Annotated in this window: 19 protein-coding genes; 7 read left to right on the top strand and 12 right to left on the bottom strand. The window is 62.8% G+C overall.

Going from position 1 to position 18,806, the window contains the following annotated elements; translation table 11 throughout:
- Positions 1 to 15 precede the first annotated feature (15 nt).
- Positions 16 to 1,512 (bottom strand): CoA-acylating methylmalonate-semialdehyde dehydrogenase, encoded by a 1,497-nt coding sequence (locus A0251_RS02305; protein ID WP_062815205.1) that lies wholly within the window; start codon positions 1,510 to 1,512, stop codon positions 16 to 18.
- 139 nt (positions 1,513 to 1,651) lie between these two features.
- Here A0251_RS02305 and A0251_RS02300 point away from each other — a divergent pair, with 139 nt between their 5' ends.
- Entirely contained in the window at positions 1,652 to 2,563 is a 912-nt protein-coding gene (locus A0251_RS02300) for an AraC family transcriptional regulator (RefSeq protein WP_062815204.1), read from the top strand.
- 299 nt (positions 2,564 to 2,862) lie between these two features.
- Here A0251_RS02300 and A0251_RS02295 read toward each other — a convergent pair whose 3' ends face one another.
- From A0251_RS02295 to A0251_RS02280, 4 genes are all read right to left on the bottom strand, one after another.
- Complete coding sequence (locus A0251_RS02295) at positions 2,863 to 3,588, bottom strand: DUF1963 domain-containing protein (protein ID WP_062815203.1); 726 nt, start codon at positions 3,586 to 3,588, stop codon at positions 2,863 to 2,865.
- A 268-nt stretch (positions 3,589 to 3,856) separates the two neighbouring features.
- Entirely contained in the window at positions 3,857 to 5,308 is a 1,452-nt protein-coding gene (locus tag A0251_RS02290) for a GTPase/DUF3482 domain-containing protein (protein ID WP_062815202.1), read from the bottom strand.
- Positions 5,305 to 6,663 (bottom strand): DUF2868 domain-containing protein, encoded by a 1,359-nt coding sequence (locus A0251_RS02285; protein ID WP_062815201.1) that lies wholly within the window; start codon positions 6,661 to 6,663, stop codon positions 5,305 to 5,307. The genes A0251_RS02290 and A0251_RS02285 overlap by 4 nt, the downstream gene beginning before the upstream one ends.
- Before the next feature lie 15 nt (positions 6,664 to 6,678).
- Positions 6,679 to 6,966, bottom strand: coding sequence for a hypothetical protein (locus A0251_RS02280; RefSeq protein ID WP_062815200.1), 288 nt, complete (start codon positions 6,964 to 6,966; stop codon positions 6,679 to 6,681).
- Positions 6,967 to 7,222: 256 nt separating this feature from the next.
- Here A0251_RS02280 and A0251_RS02275 point away from each other — a divergent pair, with 256 nt between their 5' ends.
- Entirely contained in the window at positions 7,223 to 7,990 is a 768-nt protein-coding gene (locus A0251_RS02275; RefSeq protein WP_062815199.1) for an ATP-binding protein, read from the top strand.
- Positions 7,991 to 8,152: 162 nt separating this feature from the next.
- Here A0251_RS02275 and A0251_RS02270 read toward each other — a convergent pair whose 3' ends face one another.
- Positions 8,153 to 9,181, bottom strand: a complete 1,029-nt coding sequence (locus A0251_RS02270; RefSeq protein ID WP_062815198.1) for an alpha/beta hydrolase — start codon at positions 9,179 to 9,181, stop codon at positions 8,153 to 8,155.
- A 65-nt stretch (positions 9,182 to 9,246) separates the two neighbouring features.
- Positions 9,247 to 9,855 (bottom strand): outer membrane beta-barrel protein, encoded by a 609-nt coding sequence (locus A0251_RS02265; RefSeq protein ID WP_062815197.1) that lies wholly within the window; start codon positions 9,853 to 9,855, stop codon positions 9,247 to 9,249.
- A 118-nt stretch (positions 9,856 to 9,973) separates the two neighbouring features.
- Between A0251_RS02265 and A0251_RS02260 the strand changes: the two genes are divergently transcribed.
- A complete protein-coding gene (locus A0251_RS02260; protein ID WP_062815196.1) occupies positions 9,974 to 10,891 on the top strand; it encodes a homoserine kinase in 918 nt (305 codons plus the stop codon).
- A 276-nt stretch (positions 10,892 to 11,167) separates the two neighbouring features.
- Here the strand turns inward: A0251_RS02260 and A0251_RS02255 are convergent, their stop codons facing one another.
- Complete coding sequence (locus A0251_RS02255; protein ID WP_062815195.1) at positions 11,168 to 12,268, bottom strand: cellulase-like family protein; 1,101 nt, start codon at positions 12,266 to 12,268, stop codon at positions 11,168 to 11,170.
- A 160-nt stretch (positions 12,269 to 12,428) separates the two neighbouring features.
- On the opposite strand from A0251_RS02255, the gene A0251_RS02250 reads away from it, so the two are divergent.
- A complete protein-coding gene (locus A0251_RS02250) occupies positions 12,429 to 12,779 on the top strand; it encodes a hypothetical protein (RefSeq protein ID WP_062815194.1) in 351 nt (116 codons plus the stop codon).
- A 277-nt stretch (positions 12,780 to 13,056) separates the two neighbouring features.
- On the opposite strand, the gene A0251_RS02245 is transcribed toward A0251_RS02250, so the two are convergent.
- A complete protein-coding gene (locus A0251_RS02245) occupies positions 13,057 to 13,920 on the bottom strand; it encodes a metal ABC transporter substrate-binding protein (RefSeq protein ID WP_062815193.1) in 864 nt (287 codons plus the stop codon).
- A gap of 241 nt (positions 13,921 to 14,161) precedes the next feature.
- Here A0251_RS02245 and znuC point away from each other — a divergent pair, with 241 nt between their 5' ends.
- From znuC to A0251_RS02230, 3 genes are all read left to right on the top strand, one after another.
- On the top strand, positions 14,162 to 14,935 hold the full coding sequence (gene znuC / locus A0251_RS02240; RefSeq protein WP_062815192.1) for a zinc ABC transporter ATP-binding protein ZnuC: 774 nt from the start codon (positions 14,162 to 14,164) through the stop codon (positions 14,933 to 14,935).
- A complete protein-coding gene (gene znuB / locus A0251_RS02235; RefSeq protein WP_062815191.1) occupies positions 14,928 to 15,710 on the top strand; it encodes a zinc ABC transporter permease subunit ZnuB in 783 nt (260 codons plus the stop codon). The genes znuC and znuB overlap by 8 nt, the downstream gene beginning before the upstream one ends.
- Before the next feature lie 191 nt (positions 15,711 to 15,901).
- Positions 15,902 to 17,185, top strand: a complete 1,284-nt coding sequence (locus A0251_RS02230; RefSeq protein ID WP_082810729.1) for an MATE family efflux transporter — start codon at positions 15,902 to 15,904, stop codon at positions 17,183 to 17,185.
- A 52-nt stretch (positions 17,186 to 17,237) separates the two neighbouring features.
- Here the strand turns inward: A0251_RS02230 and A0251_RS02225 are convergent, their stop codons facing one another.
- From A0251_RS02225 to A0251_RS02215, 3 genes are all read right to left on the bottom strand, one after another.
- On the bottom strand, positions 17,238 to 17,879 hold the full coding sequence (locus A0251_RS02225; RefSeq protein ID WP_062815189.1) for a hypothetical protein: 642 nt from the start codon (positions 17,877 to 17,879) through the stop codon (positions 17,238 to 17,240).
- Positions 17,880 to 17,985: 106 nt separating this feature from the next.
- Positions 17,986 to 18,222, bottom strand: coding sequence for a DUF5062 family protein (locus tag A0251_RS02220; RefSeq protein ID WP_062815188.1), 237 nt, complete (start codon positions 18,220 to 18,222; stop codon positions 17,986 to 17,988).
- 154 nt (positions 18,223 to 18,376) lie between these two features.
- Positions 18,377 to 18,757, bottom strand: a complete 381-nt coding sequence (locus A0251_RS02215) for a hypothetical protein (RefSeq protein WP_062815187.1) — start codon at positions 18,755 to 18,757, stop codon at positions 18,377 to 18,379.
- Positions 18,758 to 18,806 lie beyond the last annotated feature (49 nt).

Raw genomic sequence — 18,806 nt, 5'->3', positions numbered from 1 at the left:
CTACGGAGAATCCCGTCACTTCAAATTGATACTCATGTTTGGCCCGGCCGCCGGAATATCGGAATCGAACCAGCGACTGGTGACGGTCTTGGTTTCTGTGTAGAAGCGCACGGCCTGTTTGCCGTAGGCGTGCTGGTCACCGTAGAACGAGCCTTTCCAGCCGGTAAAGCTGAAGAACGGCAGCGGCACCGGAATCGGCACATTGATACCCACCTGCCCCACTTCCACTTCATGCTGGTATTTGCGCGCCGCGGCGCCGCAGGCGGTGAAGATGGAGGTGCCGTTGCCGTAGGGGCTGTTGTTGACCAGCTCCAACGCCTCTTCCAGGGTATCCACGGTGACGCAGCAGAGTACCGGGCCGAAGATTTCTTCCCGGTAGATGGACATCTCCGGGGTCACACCGGAAAACAGGGTGGGCCCCACCCAGTTGCCATCCGGCAGGCCATCCACGGTGCACTCGGAACCATCCAGCAAACAGTTGGCGCCCTCTTCCTTGCCCTGCTTGATCAGGGTCAGCACACGCTGTTTGGCCTGGGGACTGATCTGCGGGCCGTAGGCGGCATCGGGATCGTTCCAGGCGCCGGGGCGAATCTTGGCGAACTCGTCTTTCAGCTCATCAATCCAGGCTTTGGAGTCGCCCACGAACACCGCCACACTGATGGCCATGCAGCGCTGCCCCGCCGCCCCGCAGGAGGAGCCCACCAGGCTGCTGATCACCTGTTCTTTTTTCGCATCCGGCATGATCACCATATGGTTCTTGGCACCGGCAAAACATTGGGCCCGTTTCAAATGCTCAGTGGCCGTGCGGTACACGTGCTGCCCCACCGGCACCGAACCCACAAAGGACACCGCCTTGATATCGGGATGGGTCAGCAGGGTATCCACCTGCTCCTTGCCGCCATGGACCACCTGAAGCAGACCCGGCGCCGCACCGGCTTGCTGGAACAGCTCCGCCAGCCGGTTGGGGGTCATGGGATCCTGCTCGGAAGGCTTGAGCACGAAGGTGTTACCGGCGGCGATGGCCAGGGGAAACATCCACAGGGGAATCATGGCCGGGAAGTTAAAGGGGGTGATACCGGCACAGACCCCCAGCGGCTGGGTCCAGGAGTGGCTGTCGATGCTGCGCGCCACATTGCCCATGGTCTCGCCCATCATCAGCGAGGCGATATTGGCGGCCTGCTCGGCCACTTCGATACCGCGCCACACATCGCCCTTGGCATCCTCGAAGGTCTTGCCGGTTTCCTGGCTGAGGATCTCGGCAATCTCTTCCTGGTGCTCCTTGAGCAGGGCCTGGTAACGCAGCATCAACCGCGCCCGCTCGGACACTGGCACTTCCTTCCAGTCGGCAAAGGCCGCCTTGGCGGAAGCGATGGCCTGCTCCATTTCGCCGGCGGTGGCCGCCGGGGCTTCGCACAGCACCTCTTGCGTGGCCGGATTGGTAACCGGTATCCACTGGTCGGTCTGGCTGGCGACGAATTCGCCATTGATCAGCATGGGGAGTTGACGAGCCATGGGGTCTCCATTCTTGTTTGGGCTGGCGAGCCAGCGTGAAGCGAGTCTGCGCGATAAGGAACCTCTGAATACGTTGTAGCACAGCCTCCGGCGGATAGAGATAGCCACTTTTGATCCAAGATGGACTATATTGCTGCTTATGAGCTCTTCAACCGACCCCGACAACCACCCGGCGGAAACCTCCCGCTGGCCGCTGCCCGCCAGTGGCCAGCGCACCGTGGTGCCCCCGGCGGTGCTGGCCACCATGACGGCGCACCCACTCTGTCGCGGCTGCCTGCCCCATGGCGTCGGCTACTACCCCCATGCCAGCGGACACCGCATGTACCGGGCGAATCCCGCGGATGATCTGCTGATTTACTGCGTCTCAGGCCAGGGCCAGCTGCAGGTCGAGGGCCAGACATTGGCGGTAACCGCCGGGGATCTGTTACTGCTGCCGGAAGGCCTTCCCCATCGCTATCAGGCGGACGACAGTGATCCCTGGAGTATTTACTGGGTGCATTTAGGGGGGGATGAGGTCGCAGGGTATTTTGACGAAATTGCCGGGGAGGGCGTGGAGCGTCAGCGGGTAACGGTAGGGGTGCATTCACGATTGGCAGAGGAATTTCAGGCCCTGCTCGCCGCCGCCACCCGGGTACAGCCGGAGCACCTGGTCTACGCTGCCAACCTGCTGCGCAGCCTGCTGGCCTTTGCGGCCCTGATGCGCCGCCAGTACACCACCCGCCACGCCTCCCTGGACATCAACCGGGTCAACAGCTACCTTCAGACCGCCCTCACCCGCCGTCTCAATCTGGACGAGCTGGTGAGCGCCACCAGTACGCTGTCGCGCTACCACTTTATCCGCGAATACAAACGCCAGACCGGGCAAACTCCCATGCAGGCCTTTCAACGCATCAAGGTCAGCCATGCCTGCTATCTGCTGGATATCAGCGACGACACCCTGGCGCAGATTGCCGCCCGGCTGGGCTATGATGACCCCTATTATTTTTCGCGATTGTTTAAAAAAGTGATGGGCGTTTCGCCACAACGTTACCGTCGTGAGCGGGGGCATTAGGGCCATAGTGAGCCAGAATATAAAGTACGTTAACCGCAGGACACACGACGGTTACTCATTCTTTAGCACGCCAGCGGATATGTAGAGTGCACTGAGCCTAAGGCGAACTGCACCATCAAACGCCGGACCGGTGCAGTTCGCCTTAGGCTCAGTGCACCCTACGGTAATTGGTGGGTAGTCGTTTAATGGTTCGGCTGGGTGTTATTTGAAAAGCTGACGGTACTGCCTCGCAGATACTGCTGGATTCGCGACGCAAGCATCGCTTCCCATATTTATTTTTTTAATTTTATTTTCAAAAATCAGGCGCGGCTTGACCAGGTCATGGTCATCACGTCAGGGTGATTTTCACACTGAAAAACATAGGCGCAACCGTAATCACCGAACCAGAAGGGCAGGGTGTCGGTGGAATCCAGCTGCATGATAAATTGCATTTTTTTCTGGCAACAGGGGCAGGTCGGGTAGTCCACATTCTGCACCCAGTGCGGCCAGCCCAGCAGCTTGTCGCCGGCCCGCGGGGCAGGGCGGTGGGCATGGAGCAGGGCGAGGGTGCCGTCGGGGAGATCATCATTGATGGCCACGGTTTCCTGCTGATCGGGAAAATCGTTGTGGCGACTCCAGCCAGTGAGCGACTGTTCGGGGAAGGCATCAGGAATGGTCACCGGCAAGGCGTCGAAGCCGCCGGTCTGATCCCGGGGAATCACCCGGGTGAGTGAGGCTTCGGAGAAGGGCAGATGGGCCTGGCAAAGCACCTCGCATTCTTCTTCCATGTTGGTGCAGTAGAACACCTGTAATACCCCGTCACCGAACGGCTGACCCGCCTCCGCCGGCAAATCCCCGGAATCCAGCTGCACGAACAACTGCATGGGCTGATGGCAATGGGCACAACAGGGCCAGGACTCGTCGGGCCTCAACAGGGGCAAGCCCCCGAATTTCGAACGCGCGCCGGGCACAGCAGGGCCTGTCCGGGGCCGCCAGGCACTCCGGGACAAGGGGGCCAGCTTGAGTTTGATTTCTTCAGGCAGCATCACACGTCCTCGCAAGGTCGTTTTAGCTTGCCCAGAGTGCGGGACCAAGGCAACGAATAGCCTTCACAAATCTGCTGCCAGGGCGGTTTTGCTGACTGAGTGGAATGCAAAAAAAGGCAGTTAATAGTGAATAGTTAGCAGTGAACAGTTCGCGAATCACCTGTTTCTTATCTTTAACACCTGAGGCCGCGCGCCCAAAGATGATCGCGGCCTCAGGCCTTTAAACCTGGCACCTACACCAAACCGCGTTGCTGTTAACTATTCACTGTTAACTGTTCACTGTTAACTGTTCACTGCCCTCAAACTGCCCCATCTGCCATTGCCCGAACGCCTGTTGCGCCTGTTCCAGCTGCTCGATCAGCCGTTGGCGTTTGCCCGGTTCGAATTTACGGCTGGCCAGGGATAGCAGGGTCTTGTGCAGGCGCTGGCGCTCCTTGCGGTCCATGTGATCTAGCCAGTGTTCACCGGCCTCGTTGACCACCAGCACGTCGCGGCCGGCGTGGTTGCGCTGGCTGACCTCGTAGCTGTGCACCAGGGCCCGGCCCAGGACCACATAGGCGAACTGGGGGTCTTTCAGGGGGCCGTAGACCGCTTCCCGGAAGCCGCCACTGAGCGGGCCCAGTTTCAGGCGGGTGAGCTTGTCGCTGTAGTAATAGCTGCCGGCGGCGCCCAGCAGGCCACCGATCAGCGCGCCGGTGCCCAGGGAATGCCCCAGCGTCACCGCATCCAGGCCCGCGCCGCCCACCGCACCGGCACCGAAGCCGGCGGCGGCCAGCTGGGCCTTGCTGATGCCCCAGAGCTGGCGGGTGCGCTCACTGAACAGGTCACCATCGTCCGGGGTGAGCAGGTCGCTTTCCTGCCGTTGCAGGCGACGGTGCTGATAAAGATCTTCCACCGACCGGCGCAGGCGCTGCTCCCGTTCGCGCTGCCAGTGATGCCACCGCTGGCGCAATTTGGGCAGCAGCGGTTTGGCCGGTTCGTGCTCGCCCAGGCGGGCACTTTCCTGATGGCCGAGCATGTCGATCAGGGCATCGGCGATATGTTCCAGGGCCTGGCTGTCGCGGCCAAATTTGAGGGCCTGCAGGTATTCCAGCGCCGCATCCAGCGGCTCGCGCCAGTCCGGCGCCAGTTGCCCGAAGCTGCGCAGCAGGTCCAGGTGCTTTTCGAAGGGGGCGCGCACCGCGTCAAAACGGCGAACGATCTGGAAATACTGGCCCAGGGCCGCTTCCCAGTCAGCACTGTGATCGTCGCTGCCGATCTGGTTGATCAGCGCCAGGCTGGGGCGGCCGGTCCAGCGCAGGATGTTCATTTCCGCTTCGTGTTCGCGGTTGTAGGGTACCGAGCCGTCCACCACATAGATGATCCCCGCACCGTCCACGATGGGAGCCAGCAACTGGCATTCATCGTGATAGCGCGGGTCATCCCCATGCTGGGTGACGAAGGCGGCCACGGTTTCCGGGCGATCGGAGGCGGACAGGCTGTGCCCCTGCAACCAGGCCAGTACCTTGCGGGGACGCTGGAACCCGGGAGTGTCGATCAGCTCGTAGAGGGTCGTGTCATCCACCTTCATGGGGTAACGGTGGCTGTCGCGGGTGGTGCCCGGCTCCATGGCGATGGCAATGGAATCGTTCTGGGCCAGGGTGGCCACCACGCTGGACTTGCCCTTGTTGGGGTGGCCAACCACGGCAAAGCGGGGCAGTTGTTGGGCCGTTTCGTTCATGGTTGATCCTGTTCCCGGGGGGCGCACAGCAACAGATGGCTGTCGCCCTGACGATCCACGAAGCGTTGCCACTGGGCCAGCAGCCCGGCATCGGTGAGCGCGGTGCCCTGCTCATCCGCCAGCGGCACCAGGGCCAGCAGGGTGGCGGCGGGCCAGTGATCGCGGGCATCGACAATGAAATCGCTGAGTTCCCCGGTGGGTGGCTCCCAGCCCCGGGTAACCAGGATCACCGGCTGATTGCGGGCACCGGTCTGTTCCAGCACCCGGGCATCCTCTTCCAGGGAATTGTTGCCCCCGGCACGGCACTGCAGCGGCCCCGGATCGCGGCTGAGGCGGGGCAACAGGCCGGGGGCGTCCATGGCGGCGCCGGCCCAGTGGATCAGGGTGGCACTGTCCGGCAGGGGCGACAGGTCCGTTTTGGCCGCCGCCGGGGCGGGCTGGCTGTCTTCCTGGCCACGGGTCTCCACCCAGGGCGTCTCGAAGCGATAGAACAGCCCCTGCCAGCCAGGGTGGGCGCGCAGGGCCCGGCCGGCCTGCCAGCGGAGCTGCAGGGCCGCCAGCATCAGCAACACCAGCCGGGGCAACAGCACATACACCAGCCACAGCATCAGAACGAAGGGCCACCAGGTCCCCAGCAAGGCCGGGTTATCCGCCGGAGTGTCCGCAAGCCGGTAGAACTGGGATGCGCTTACCAGCTCCGCCGAGGGGACCGCTGCGGGCCACAGGCTCTGCCAGGGCTGAGCCAGGGCCGCCACCATCCGGTGATAGCCGTCGGCGGAGGTCTGCAGTGTCGTACTCCAGCCGAAGGCCAGATCCTGCACCACCACCAGGGCCAGCAAGGTCAGCAGACCACTGATGGCAAACAGCAACCCCCCGGTGTGGGCGATGCGGGCACACAGGGCCGGGCGCAGGGCGGCCAGAGGATCCTCCCCCTGGCGCGCCCCCAGCAGGCTGCCCCAGGGCTGCCAGCCCAGCCAGGCCTGCAGGCTGGTGAACAGGGCCAGCAGCAGTTGCAGGGCCACCAGGCCGATCAGCAGGGTCAGGTTGATCTGCCGGCTGCCGTCATACCAGAGCAGACCCAGCATGAAACCCGCCCCCAGCAGGGCTCCCAAGCCGGCAAACACCCAGCGGGCCTGGCGCCAGTGACGCAGGCGCGGGTCGGCGCCGGCTTCACGGCGCTGGCCGTTCAGGGCATGCAGAGCCGCCAGCCAGGCGGGCACGGTGAGCGGTTGTTTCTGGTCTTCCTGCTGCTGGGCAAAACGGCGATCGCGGCGGTGCAGAAAGGCGTGGCTCTGTTGCACATCACGACGGTACTGGTCGTCAAAATCCAGCAGCAGGGTCAGGGCCTTGGGCAAGGGGCGACCTCGAGGTTATTTGTCGTCCGGGGCAGCGGCCGGTTGCGGCAGCTGTTTGGGGGAGGTGTATTTCACCCCGTCAGTGGCACAGGCTCCGCAGGCATTGCCGTACTCGCCGAGGATGCCCCCTTGCTCGTCATAGCCGAAGGCCGGGCGGTAATCCATGGTGCAGGCCTGGGGCGGATCTTCCGGGCAGGCGGTGGTGCTTTCCGGCAGCCCGGCCGGGTAGTCCGTGTCGTACTGGGTGGCGCAGGCGGTGGCCAGCAAGGCAAAGGCGGGCACAACCAGGGCAACAGCTTTCATTGACGATCTCCTGAAATAGTCGTCGAGGACCATGCATTGGAGATTCAAGCATAGTGAAAGTTCAGCGGCCACGCATGCTCCAGAGGAAAAACTTTTGTTAGACTTTCACCGTTGGAGCCTTGCTTGCAAGGCGAATCCTTTCAGAACAGCCGCCTCTTCGCCTTGCAAGCAAGGCTCCAACGAAAGACCGGTTTGTCAGGCTTCGTTATTTTCCTGGCGGCATCATTGCTTTCCCACTTTTTCTCACGAGGCTTCCATGGCGTCCAACATCGACTGGCGCAACATTCCTGCCGCGATCTGGCGGGGCCGTTCCGGCACCCTGCGACCGGTGAGCCGACCGGATCCGGTACGGTTGGAGGATCTGCTCGGCATCGATACCCAGAAGGCGAAGATCCTGCAGAACACGGAACGGTTTCTGCGCGGCGACCCCTGCAACCATGTGCTGCTGTGGGGCAGCCGGGGCACCGGCAAGTCCTCCATCGTCAAGGCGTTGCTGAACGAGTTTGCGCCGCGGGGGTTGCGGGTGATCGAGGTGGACAAGGACGACCTGCAGGATCTGCCGGATATCGTTGATGATATCCGCGAACGCAGTCAGCGCTTTATCGTCTACTGCGATGACCTGTCGTTCGAGGACGGAGAACATCAGTACAAGCATCTGAAAAGTGTGCTGGAAGGCTCCCTGGAATTGCCGCCGGAGAATGTGCGCCTGTACGCCACCAGCAATCGTCGCCATCTGGTGCCGGAATACATGAAGGACAATGAACAGAGCCAGGTGGTGGGCCGGGAGATTCATCACGGTGATGCGGTGGAGGAAAAGATTTCCCTTTCGGATCGTTTCGGGCTGGCGTTGAGTTTTTACCCGATCAGCGAACCGCAGTATTTCGAGATCGTCGATCACCTGTTTGGCGAGGTGAAAGACCGCGATCAATTGCACGTGCGCGCCCGGCGGTTTTCCATGGAGAAAGGCGTACGCTCCGGGCGCACGGCGCGGCAGTTTTATAATCAGTTTGTGGGGGAGTTCTGAGACGCAGCTGCAAGCTACAAGCCGCAAGCTGCAACGCGGATCGCCTCTTTCTGTATCTTCAAGGATAGAGGCCGCGTCCAATGTGTGGTCGCGGCCTCTATGGTTCGTGAATGCACTGTTCCTTATCGCGTTGTAGCTTGCGGCTTGTAGCTTGTAGCTGAATCACAACCGCTGGACAGTGGCGTCGCAGATGGCATTGACCGCCTTGCGTGCCGCAGGAATAACGCCGCCCATGGTGAGAAAGCCGTGGACCAGTTGCGGGTAATCCAGGGCAGTGACATCCACCCCCGCTGCCCGCAACTTCTCCCCATATTCCAGCCCTTCATCCCGCAGGGGATCGGTGGCGGTGATCAGGATGGCGGGGGGCAGATCGGACAGGTCCGGGTTGCGCAGGGGCGACACGCGGTAGTCCTCCATCATCGCCGGATCCTGAATAAACTGGCTGCGAAACCAGGTCAGCAAGGCCATATCCAGGCCGAAGCCCTGGCCCAGGGTCTGCACCGAGGGGTGCTTGAGGGCCCCGTCGGTGGTGGGATAGATCAGCACTTGCAGGGCAGGCAGGGGCAGGCCGGCCTGTTTGGCCTGCTGGCAGACCACGGCGCTCAGGTTGCCGCCGGCACTGTCGCCCATCACCGCCAGCCGCTGCGGGTCCAGCCCCATGGCGGCGGTGTTGTCGAGCAACCAGCGCCAGGCGGCCAGGCAATCCTCCGCCGCCGCCGGAGAGGGATGCTCCGGGGACAACCGGTAATCCACACTCAACACCACCGCATTGGTGCGGTCGGCAATGTAGCGGCACAGGCGGTCGTACTCGTCCACGCCACCCACGGTAAAGCCGCCACCGTGCATGAACAGGATTGCCGGCGCCACCCGTGGCGCCAGGGCCGGACGATAACGCCGCACCCGCATCGAGCTGCCATCGTCCCGCGGCACCTGGTGATCGACCACCACAGGCAATGACACCGGCGCCACATCCAGCAGATTGATGACATCCCGGTACAGGCGGCGGGCCTGTTCCACGGTACCGCTATCCAGCGTCGGCTTGGCGGCGCTGAGCGCCAGCAGGAAGCGCAGGCGGGAATCCAGATGGGAGCGACTGTGGGTTTCCAGGCCGGCGGACAGCTTGTCCAGCACCGCACCGGGCAGGCTCATCAGGGCGCGCACCGCGCCACGCTCGAATACTGCAGGATTCATCGATTGTCCTCTTTGTATCTGCCGTCGATGACGCTCATGCATCAGGCCGTCGGCATGAAACGTTACTAAAAATACCACTCCAGACCGCCTTCGATGCCGGTCACGGTGATGTAATCCTTGTCCACGTACTGCATGTACTGGAGGGTCAGCCCCAGATTGAACGTGGTGCGCACGCCCACTCCGGCGCCAAAGGCCAGACTGGTCTCATCATTACGCGAGACATCATCCCGGCAGCGCAGCGCGTTGCAGCGGCGCCGGTTGGTTTTCACCTTCACATCGGCAATACCCGCAAAGCCCTGCACGAAAAATTCGTCCACGTAGGCATCCAGCACGGGCAGCGTGACCGGTGACTGGAACGGCAACCGGCCGGTGGCCAGCAAGGCGCCGATATGATCCACGGTGTAATCCACCTTGTTGCGGCTGTTCTCGGCCCGCCAGGTATCGCCGGAAGGCGCCACGGCAGCACGCAGCTCCACCCCCCAGTACGGGTCGATCATGCCCCCCAGACGCACCCCCACCCCGGTGGGAGTCAGCTCGCGGTTGTCATAGTCCAGGGTGATGTTCATCAGATTGCCGGCCACGTAGCCGAAACGCTGGTCCTGATAGTGCGCCACCCCGTCCGCCTGGCTGGCGGCAGCAAACAGTAACCCGAAAAACAGAATCCCGTAACGCATGGCAAGTCATCCTTTTGTTATTGTTGGAGATGCGTCGTTATTGTTATCAGCGCCTGTTATACCATTGCTCGCCCGCAGAGTCCGGTCATCTGCGGCCTTTTTGCCGACAAGGAATCCCATGTCCGTTTATACGCCGCTCAGTCACCGTCAGCTTGCCGCCGTTCTGGACGGTTACGGCTACCGACTACTGGCATTCCGGGCGGCCAGCCATGGCATCGAGAACAGCACCTTCCTGATTGAGGCAGAGGATCGCCACCAGCAACCTGCCCCACTGGTGCTGACGGTTTTCGAAACCCTGACCCACGCGGCTCTCGCCCCTTATCTGGTGCTGCTGGCGCACCTGGCTGAACAGGGTCTGCCGGTGCCCGCCCCGCTGACGGATCATGGCGGCCAGGACCAGATCACGGTGGCCGGCAAACCGGCGGTGCTGATGCCGCGCCTGCCCGGGGAGCATGATTTTGCCGTGGATCTGGACCGTTGCCGACAGGTGGGCGCGCTGCTCGCCCAACTGCATCAATGTGATACCGGCTCCCTGCGGGCCCTGCCCGGCGAACGTCAACGGCTGGAGACACTGGCTAGCCACCTGGACCAGCTGCCAGACGACCACCGCGAGGGGGCCAGGGCACTGCTGAGTGACTGGCAGGCACGACCCACCGGCACCACCCTGATCCACGGCGACCTGTTCCGCGACAACCTGCTGTGGCAACAGGGTCGCATCAGCGCCCTGCTGGACTTCTACAACGCCTGCCTGGATTACCCGGAATACGATCTGGCGGTAACGCTCAACGACTGGTGTGTGGATCGCAATGGCAAGCCGGTGGCAGAGCGGGAGCAAGCGCTGCTGGCGGGCTACCGGGAGTCCGGCGGGCAGGTGGATGACAGCCTGTTGCTGGAGGCGCTGGCGGTGGCGGCCCTGCGCTTCTGGTTGTCGCGACTGGCCGGCCCGGTGTCCGAGCACAGCGAAGGGCAGGGCAGCAAGGACCCGGAAGAGTTTGCGCGGATTTTTCAGTGGCGGATTGCGGCGTTGGCGGGGTAAGAGGCCAGGAGCGAGTTCCGAGGAGCGGGTTTCGACAATCACAACCACCCCCCGACTTTTCACACCGCCAGTGCCCTGCCGGCAGGGGCACTGAGCGCAGATAGATAACGTAATGTTTCCCTCAGTGAACTCTCTGCCCTCTGTAGTAAAAACGCTTTTCGCTTTTCGGAACTCGCTCCTCGTAACTCGAACCTGGGTGAATCGCGCCGCCAGCGACGCTCCTACATTCACTCTGTGTTCTCTGTGAGCTCTGTGGTGAGAATAGAGGGCGGGGGATTACTCCGAGCCGGACAGAATCAGATGATTCAGGTGCGCCAGGTACTCCTCTTCCCGCCACAGCCACTCATAGGCCGGGCAGGCCAGGGAGGTGGGCGTCATGGATTCCACCCCCTGGGTAAGGGCGCTGACCACCATCATTTCGTGCAGGTCCGCCCAGCCGGTGGGCAGGCGGCGCAGATGGCGGGGCTGGCGAACAAAGCCCTCACCGATCACCGGCTGCAGACGCCGCAGACGGGTAAAAGCCATACGCCGCTGTAACTGGTCTTCCATGCGCCGCTGCCAGTGCATGCCGCCGGCATCCAGCAGAAGCTGCTTCACCGGGCTGGCCAGGCGTCGGGCCAGGCCGGTCATGGGCACCGCCTCGCCGCTGGCCAGTCGATAGCGCGGATCATCATCCAGCCACAGGCTGAAATCGAGAAAATCCAGCTCACTGGTATCCAGCTGCCGCAACTGCTCGCTGATCTGGGTGGTGGTGCTCAGGCCGATGGGCACCCCGGGGAACAGGGCATGCAGAGCGCGGGGAATATCCAGCAGATACTCCTCAATGCGTTCGGCGGCGCTGGCGGACCAACGCGGCGGCAGGGGCCGGTCCGGCGACCGGTTGAACACCCGACGGGTGACGCCGTGGGCGTAGGGCAGGGCGGGGAACTGGTGGCAGAAATCCACCCCGGCCACATCCTCCAGGTAGCCCCATTCCTGCACCAGGGACAGGGTATCGCTCCACACCGCGACGAAGTCTTCCGGCCGTCGCACAAAGGAACGGCGCGCGCGGCTGTCATCCACAAAACGGCTGCTGAACCAGACCTTCAGGCCGCGCTCGTGGGCAGACTGCAGCAGTTTCTGCAGGCTGTGGCGGATTTTCACTTCCACCGGCTCACACCCGGGCGCCTGCAATTCACAGCGGTCCAGATGGACACCGTTCTCGGGGCGGGCAATCAGGTGCGGGCACGGATCCAGGCGCAAGGCATTGAAACCCCGTTGCTGGGTTTCATCGAGCACTTTTTCCAGCGACGCAAAGGCCCCGTGACGGCTGTCACGGTCCAGCAGCCAGGACAAATCCCAGCAGGCCATTGCGATAGGTTTGCTTTGCTGTGCCATTCAGGCCCTGCACCCGTTTCAGATTAAGCGCTCCAGCATACCGTTTTCCGGTGCCGCCTCAATGGCCCTGAGCCCAACGGGGAATTATTGACCCGCCTTGACACCGGGTGGTGCGAATCCGCCAGTTCCCCCGGGCCTGCGGGAGCGCTATGATCGGGATATGAAAAAAATAATGATTGCCCTGTTAATGGCCCCGGCCCTGAGCCTGGCGGCGGAACAACTGCCCGACTCCGCGCCGCCGGACGATGATGCGCCGCAAACCCGCGAGCCGGTTCCCGCCCAGCCGCTGGATGGCAAGGAGCTGGAGGCCATGTATCTGGAGTCCCCCCGGGAACTGGATACTAGCGATGAAAGCCGGGGCATGAATGCGGTCAGCCCGGACACCCGGTATCTGGAAGACGAGCAACAGGAGCTGCGTCAGCGCCAGGCCGAATCTGTCCGCCCTCCAGCGCTGCGCGACAACACCCCTCCGCCACCGCCACCCACGTTGATTCCGATTCGGGAGCTTTAGCAGCTGCGAGGGTTGGCAGTCTTTTGTAGGAGCCATGCTTGCCCCCGCAGGGGATCTGCGACATGCGAACCGCGCTTAGCGAGGCGACAAAGATCAATCTTACAGCCATTCTTTCTGAAACCTGTCGAGTGCTGAAATGCCTGATCGCCCTTCGGGCGATTTCCTTGCTTCGCAAGGTTCGCACCTCAAGAGGTACTCCTACAGCGGCTTCGTAAGAAATGCCGAAGCCTTGGGAACCTTCCAACCTTTTCTTATCCAGCGAGCGGAGCTCGTAGCTTCAGCCCGCTCCCGCCTGCAGACACGCCCTGAAACCTTCCACCAGCCGATCCCGCCAGCTCAGATAATCCAGTTCCGGGTAGTCCCGGCCCAGCGGGTCCAGAGGCTGCACCCGGCAATCCGGACACAGCCGGGAGACCATGGCGGCGCGGGCTTCCGGCTCAAGGATGGCGCAGCGGACCTGCTGCTCGCGAATCTCGCCGGCCAGCGCCACAAAACGCCGGCTACCGGGTCCCGCATCCAGTTGCTTTGACACCACCAGCGGCTCCGCCAGCCCCAGGGTTTCGGTGAGATACCCCCAGGGCTGGTGGTAGCTCAGCCAGGACACTCCCTCCAGCCCGACCAGCGCCTGCCGGTGCCGGGCATGGCGCTCTTTGGCCTGTTGCTGCCAGCGTGCCGGTTCTCCGGCTTTCAGCCCCTGCGGGTATTGCTGCGCCAGCGCTCCGGCCAGTCGCATCATGTTGTCCAGTGACAGCCACAGGTGCGGATCCAGAGTGGCATCGGCGTGGTCGGCATGTTGATGTCCATGGTCATGATCCTCCCCCCCTTCCCGGCGATGGACGCCTTCCAGGGCCAGCAGGCTCAGGGTCGGACCCTGCCGGCGGGCCACCAGGGGAGCCAGCGGCGCTTCCACCGCCTCGCCCAGCCACACCAGCAGATCCGCCTGCTGCACCAGCATGGCCTGGCGGGGGGACAGGGCCAGCTGATGCGGGTTCTGGTTGGCCTGCAACAGGGTCACCACCTCCACCTGGTCGCCATAGAGGCCGCGCAGCACCTTGGCCAACGGCTCCACACTGGCCACCAGGGTCTGGCTCACTGCCTGGGCACTGAGCATCATCAACGTTACCAACCACACACTGCGCATCATTTCCTCGTTTAGCGAGTTGAAAGTTCAAAGTTGAAAAGCGCGGGAAGTGCGATCGTGGTTTCCAGGCCGTGCCCGCGTTTTCCGTCGAGACAGTGAAGCGCGGGCACGGCCCGTTTCGAGTGGCTATGGCTTTATCCGCGCGTTTCAACTTTCAACTTTGAACTTTCAACTGAACCCAAAGTGCAGGCGAAAGGCCGGCAGTATATCATTGCGCCTTTGTTCTTCGGGCCCTTTTGCTATGTCGGATCCTCTGGTCAATGTGCAGGCGGTGTCAGTCACCCTGGGTGGCAACAGCGTGCTGTCCGGGGTGAGCCTGACCCTGGCTCCCGGGCGCATCACCACCCTGATCGGCCCCAATGGCGCCGGCAAAAGTACCCTGGCGCGGGTGGTGCTGGGGCTGGTGACGCCGTCCAGCGGCTCGGTGACCCGGCGCAAGGGCCTGCGGGTGGGCTATATGCCCCAGCACATCAAGATCGACGACAGCCTGCCGCTGACCGTGGACCGCTTCCTGTGGCTGGCCGCTCCCGGTCCCACCTCCGCCCGGCGGGCAGCCCTGGAGCAGGCCGGGGTGGCCCACCTGCGCCGCCGCGCGGTACAACAGCTGTCCGGCGGCGAGATGCAGCGGGTGCTGCTGGCCCGGGCCCTGCTGCGCAAGCCGGACCTGCTGGTGCTGGACGAACCGGCCCAGGGGGTGGACGTGGCCGGGCAGAATGCGCTCTATGGGCTGCTCAAATCGGTCCGCGATGACTTGGGCTGCGCCATCCTGCTGATTTCCCACGACTTGCATCTGGTGATGGCCGCCACCGACGAAGTGATCTGCCTGCAGCGCCATGTGTGCTGCTCCGGCAGCCCGGAATCCGTGAGCCGGGACCCGGCCTACCACGAGTTGTTCGGGCCCGGCGCCGGCACCCCCAACCTGGCGCTCTACACCCACGATCATGACCACGACCATGATCTGCATGGCGACGCCCAACCGGGCCACCAACACGACGGGAATTGCCACCATGATTGAGCTGCTGTTGCCGCCGCTGTTCGCCGGCCTGGCCGTGGCCCTGGTGTCCGGGCCCATGGGGGCCTTTGTGGTCTGGCGGCGCATGGCCTTCTTTGGCGACACCCTGGCCCACGGCGCGCTGCTGGGGGCGGCCCTGGGGCTGGCGCTGGATATCAGTCTGTACCTGGCTGTGGTGGCCGTATGCCTGGGCCTGGCCGCTGCCCTCACCGCCCTGCAGCATCAACAGAAACTGGCCAGCGATACCCTGCTGGGCATTGTCGCCCACACCACCCTGGCCCTGGGGGTGATCGCCATCAGCCTGCAGCAGGGTATCCAGGTGGACCTGTTTGCCTATCTGTTCGGCGACCTGCTGGCGGTGGGCTGGCAGGATGCCCTGGCCCTGTGGGCCGGTGCCATCCTGATTCTGTTGCTGATGCTGTGGCAGTGGCGGGCCCTGCTGAGCATCACCGTCAGCGAGGAACTGGCCCAGGTGGAAGGGGTGGCAGTACAGCGCACCCGGCTGCTGCTGATGTTGTTGCTGGCCCTGTTGATCGCCGGTGCCATCCGCACCGTGGGGGTATTGTTGATCACCTCCCTGCTGGTGATCCCCGCCGCCAGCGCCCGCCGGCTCACCCATACCCCGGCGCAGATGGCGGCGGTGGCCAGCGTGCTGGGCACCCTGGCAGTGTTGGCCGGGCTGGCGGTGAGCTGGTTTGCCAATACACCGGTGGGACCCTCCATCGTGGTCGCCGCCAGCAGTTTGTTTGTGCTGACGTTGCTGCGGAAACCGGCCTGACGGTTTCTCTCTGCAGGAGCACCGCTTGAGGTGCGAACCCGAGCAATAGCGGGGGATCGGGTTTCTATCCAAACCTGTCGAGCCCCGGGATGCCTGATCGCCCTGCGGGCGATTTCCGCGTTTACACGCGGTTCGCGCCTCGAGAGGCGCTCCTACAGCGGCTCCGTAGAAGGATTGTTGAAGAGGGCTGAGTGAGCTTATCGATTAACCGCCGCATCTGGATGCTGGCCTGGCCGCTGTTGCTGTCCAATCTGACGGCGCCGTTGCTGGGGCTGGTGGACACCGCCGTGGTGGGGCATCTGGACCATCCCCGCTATCTGGCGGCGGTGGCGCTGGGTGGCAATGTCTTCATGTTCCTGTATTTCTCCTTCAATTTCCTGCGCATGGGCACCACCGGCTTTGCCTCCCAGGCGCGGGGTGGCGAGAAGGATACCCGGGTGGTATTGCTGCGCGCCCTGTTGCTGTCCACCGTGCTTGGGCTGGGGCTGATTGCCCTGTCGCCGCTGCTGCGGGAATCCGGGCTGTGGCTGCTGGGCGGCAGCGACGAGGTACAGAAGCTGGCCGGGGACTACATCAACATCCGCATTCTGGGCGCCCCGGCGGCGCTGGCCAATTTTGCCCTGATCGGTTTTGCCATTGGCACCCACAATACCCGGGTGCCATTGAAGATGACGGTGCTGATGCACAGCACCAATGCCCTGCTGGACGTGCTGCTGGTACAGGTCTGGCATCTGGATGTGCGCGGCGTTGCCATCGCCAGTGCCACGGCGGAATACGTGGGCCTGGCCGGCGGTCTGTTCTGGCTGCGCGCCGCCCTGCGACCACCGGCGCGACAGGAACGGTTGTGGCAGCCGGCGGCCATGCTGGCGCTGATGGCGGTGAACCGGGATATCTTTCTGCGCAGTCTGGCCCTGCTCAGCACCTTCTTTTTCTTCACCGCCCAGGGCGCCCGCCTGGGGGATGCGGTGCTGGCCGCCAATGCGGTACTGATCACCTTTCTGTTGCTGCTCAGCAACCTGCTGGACGGCTTTGCCAATGCGGCGGAAGCGTTGGTGGGAGACGCCCATGGCCGACATGATCGACAGGCCTTGCGCCAGGCGATTGGCGCCACCGGCCGCTGGACCGTGGCCTGTGCGGCCCTCGGGCTGATCGCGTTCAGTCTCGGCGGTGTGCCACTGATTCATCTGCTCACTGACCTGCCCGGCATCCGCGACACAGCCATTACCTATCTGCCCTGGATGTTGCTGTTACCCCTCACCGCCAGTGCCGGCTTCTGGCTGGACGGCATCTTCGTGGGCGCCACCTGGGGCGCGGCCATGCGCAACACCATGTTGCTGGCAGTGGGGATTTTCTTTGTGCTCTGGGCGTTAACCCTGGGCTGGGAGAACCACGGCCTGTGGCTGGCCATGAACGGCTTTATGGCGGGGCGAGGGATATTGATGGGCTGGGTGCTGAAAAAACGGCTGGCGGGATAGGGCACAGAGCGGAGGGGGTTGCGCGGGCTCTGTGCCCTCTCTGGCATAACGGCTAGCGCTTCAGGGCACCATCCTTGTCCAGCTGCGAGACAATGCTCTTGGCATAGCCCTTGGCGCCGTTCTTCAGACTATCCGGATTCATGCTGCGCGACTGGGCCTGCCACACCGGGCGCTTGCGCTCCACGCTGTAGACCTGGGTCTGCAGGTAATAGTCCTTGGCATTGTGGTAATAGCCGGGCTGATAAATGGCACCGTAACTGTGGCCCACATAGGGGCCGTAGCCCAGATACATGGGGGCAGAGGGCACGGGCACATAGTCCACCTGGGGCGGGACATACTCGGAGCGTTCTTCCACTTTCAGCAACGACACCACCATGACGCCATCGACACCGCTGGCCTTCACGGCCGCCTCTACCTGGGCACGGTACGCCTCCCGTTCGCTCTCTCGCTCGCCCAGGGTCTCACTGGCCAGCGTGGCTTCCACGGCCCGATGATTCAGGCTCTTGCGCACCTGCTGTTCTGCCGTGGCAGCAACCGCCGGGTCATCCGCCAGCACCAGCACATACATATGCCGGAAGGTCGGGTGGGATTCTCCGGTTTTGGTTTGCCAGGTGGAATGGGTTTCCGTGGTTGTCGCACAGGCGGTCAGTAGCAAAACGATACTGGCAATGGCCAACAGGGCGATGCGTCGCATATCAGGTCCTTTTGAAGAGGGGCAATTCCATCGAGCGCGGGAACTTGCCCACAGGCTCGAGTTCAAGGATTTTTATAACAGACCGGCAAGCAACAAGCGATACCGGTTATGTCTGCTTGGAAGCCCAGATCGCGAGTTTGTGCTGAATGGAGGGCTGAGATACCTGGTCCTCCGGCAACGGCTGAATCACCTTGTCGTGCACCAGCAGCCGGTAGATGTACTCCAGTTTCTCCGCCGCAGAATCGGTGGGTTCGAATTCCACCACACCGCGCTTCTCCGCGTAATCCACCCCCAGTGCAATGGCTTTCTTGACCAGTTCCTTTTCGTTTTTCAGTTTCTTCATCGCCATTCCCTGTCTTGGTTAGCAACCTGAATATTTCACCAGCCTACGGGATGACCCGAATTTACCAAAGGGAAAACGGAAGCGGAGGGCCAGACACGAACACGCCCCGAATCCGGGGCGTGCAGTGAGACATTTGCAGGAAGAACCGGGAGAGCTATTTTTTCTTGCCACCCGGCATGATGAATTTCATCAGGGTCATGAACCACATGAGCTGCCCCGGATCGCCTTCGATCTTGATGTCGCCGGCCTGCATGCCTTCCATGAAGGCCATCTGGTTCTTGCCCGCCACCTGCAGAGTGCGGAAGGCGTAGCTGGCGTCCTTGAAGTTCAGGGTGACCGTGGGCTTGTCGTGCAGGCCACCGGAGGACACCACCTTGCCTGGCGTGAAATGAAAACTGCGCGCCGGCTTACCCTTGAAGGTCCGCCACTGCATTATCACGTTGCGGTTTTCCAGTTGTTTGCGAAAACCCGCATTACGCCAGGCCAACCAGCGCAAACGCCAGCCAAGGACCAGCAAAACCAGTGCAAATTTCATGGGCGTTCCTTTGTTGGGTGGCCGATGGCAGGAGCGCTACCTGGGCGGT

It is taken from the genome of Alcanivorax sp. NBRC 102024 (genome assembly GCF_001602235.1).
Taxonomy (GTDB): Bacteria; Pseudomonadota; Gammaproteobacteria; order Pseudomonadales; family Alcanivoracaceae; genus Alcanivorax.
The sequence above is the reverse complement of the archived record's forward strand: the minus strand, read 5'-3'. Positions and strand labels throughout refer to the sequence as shown.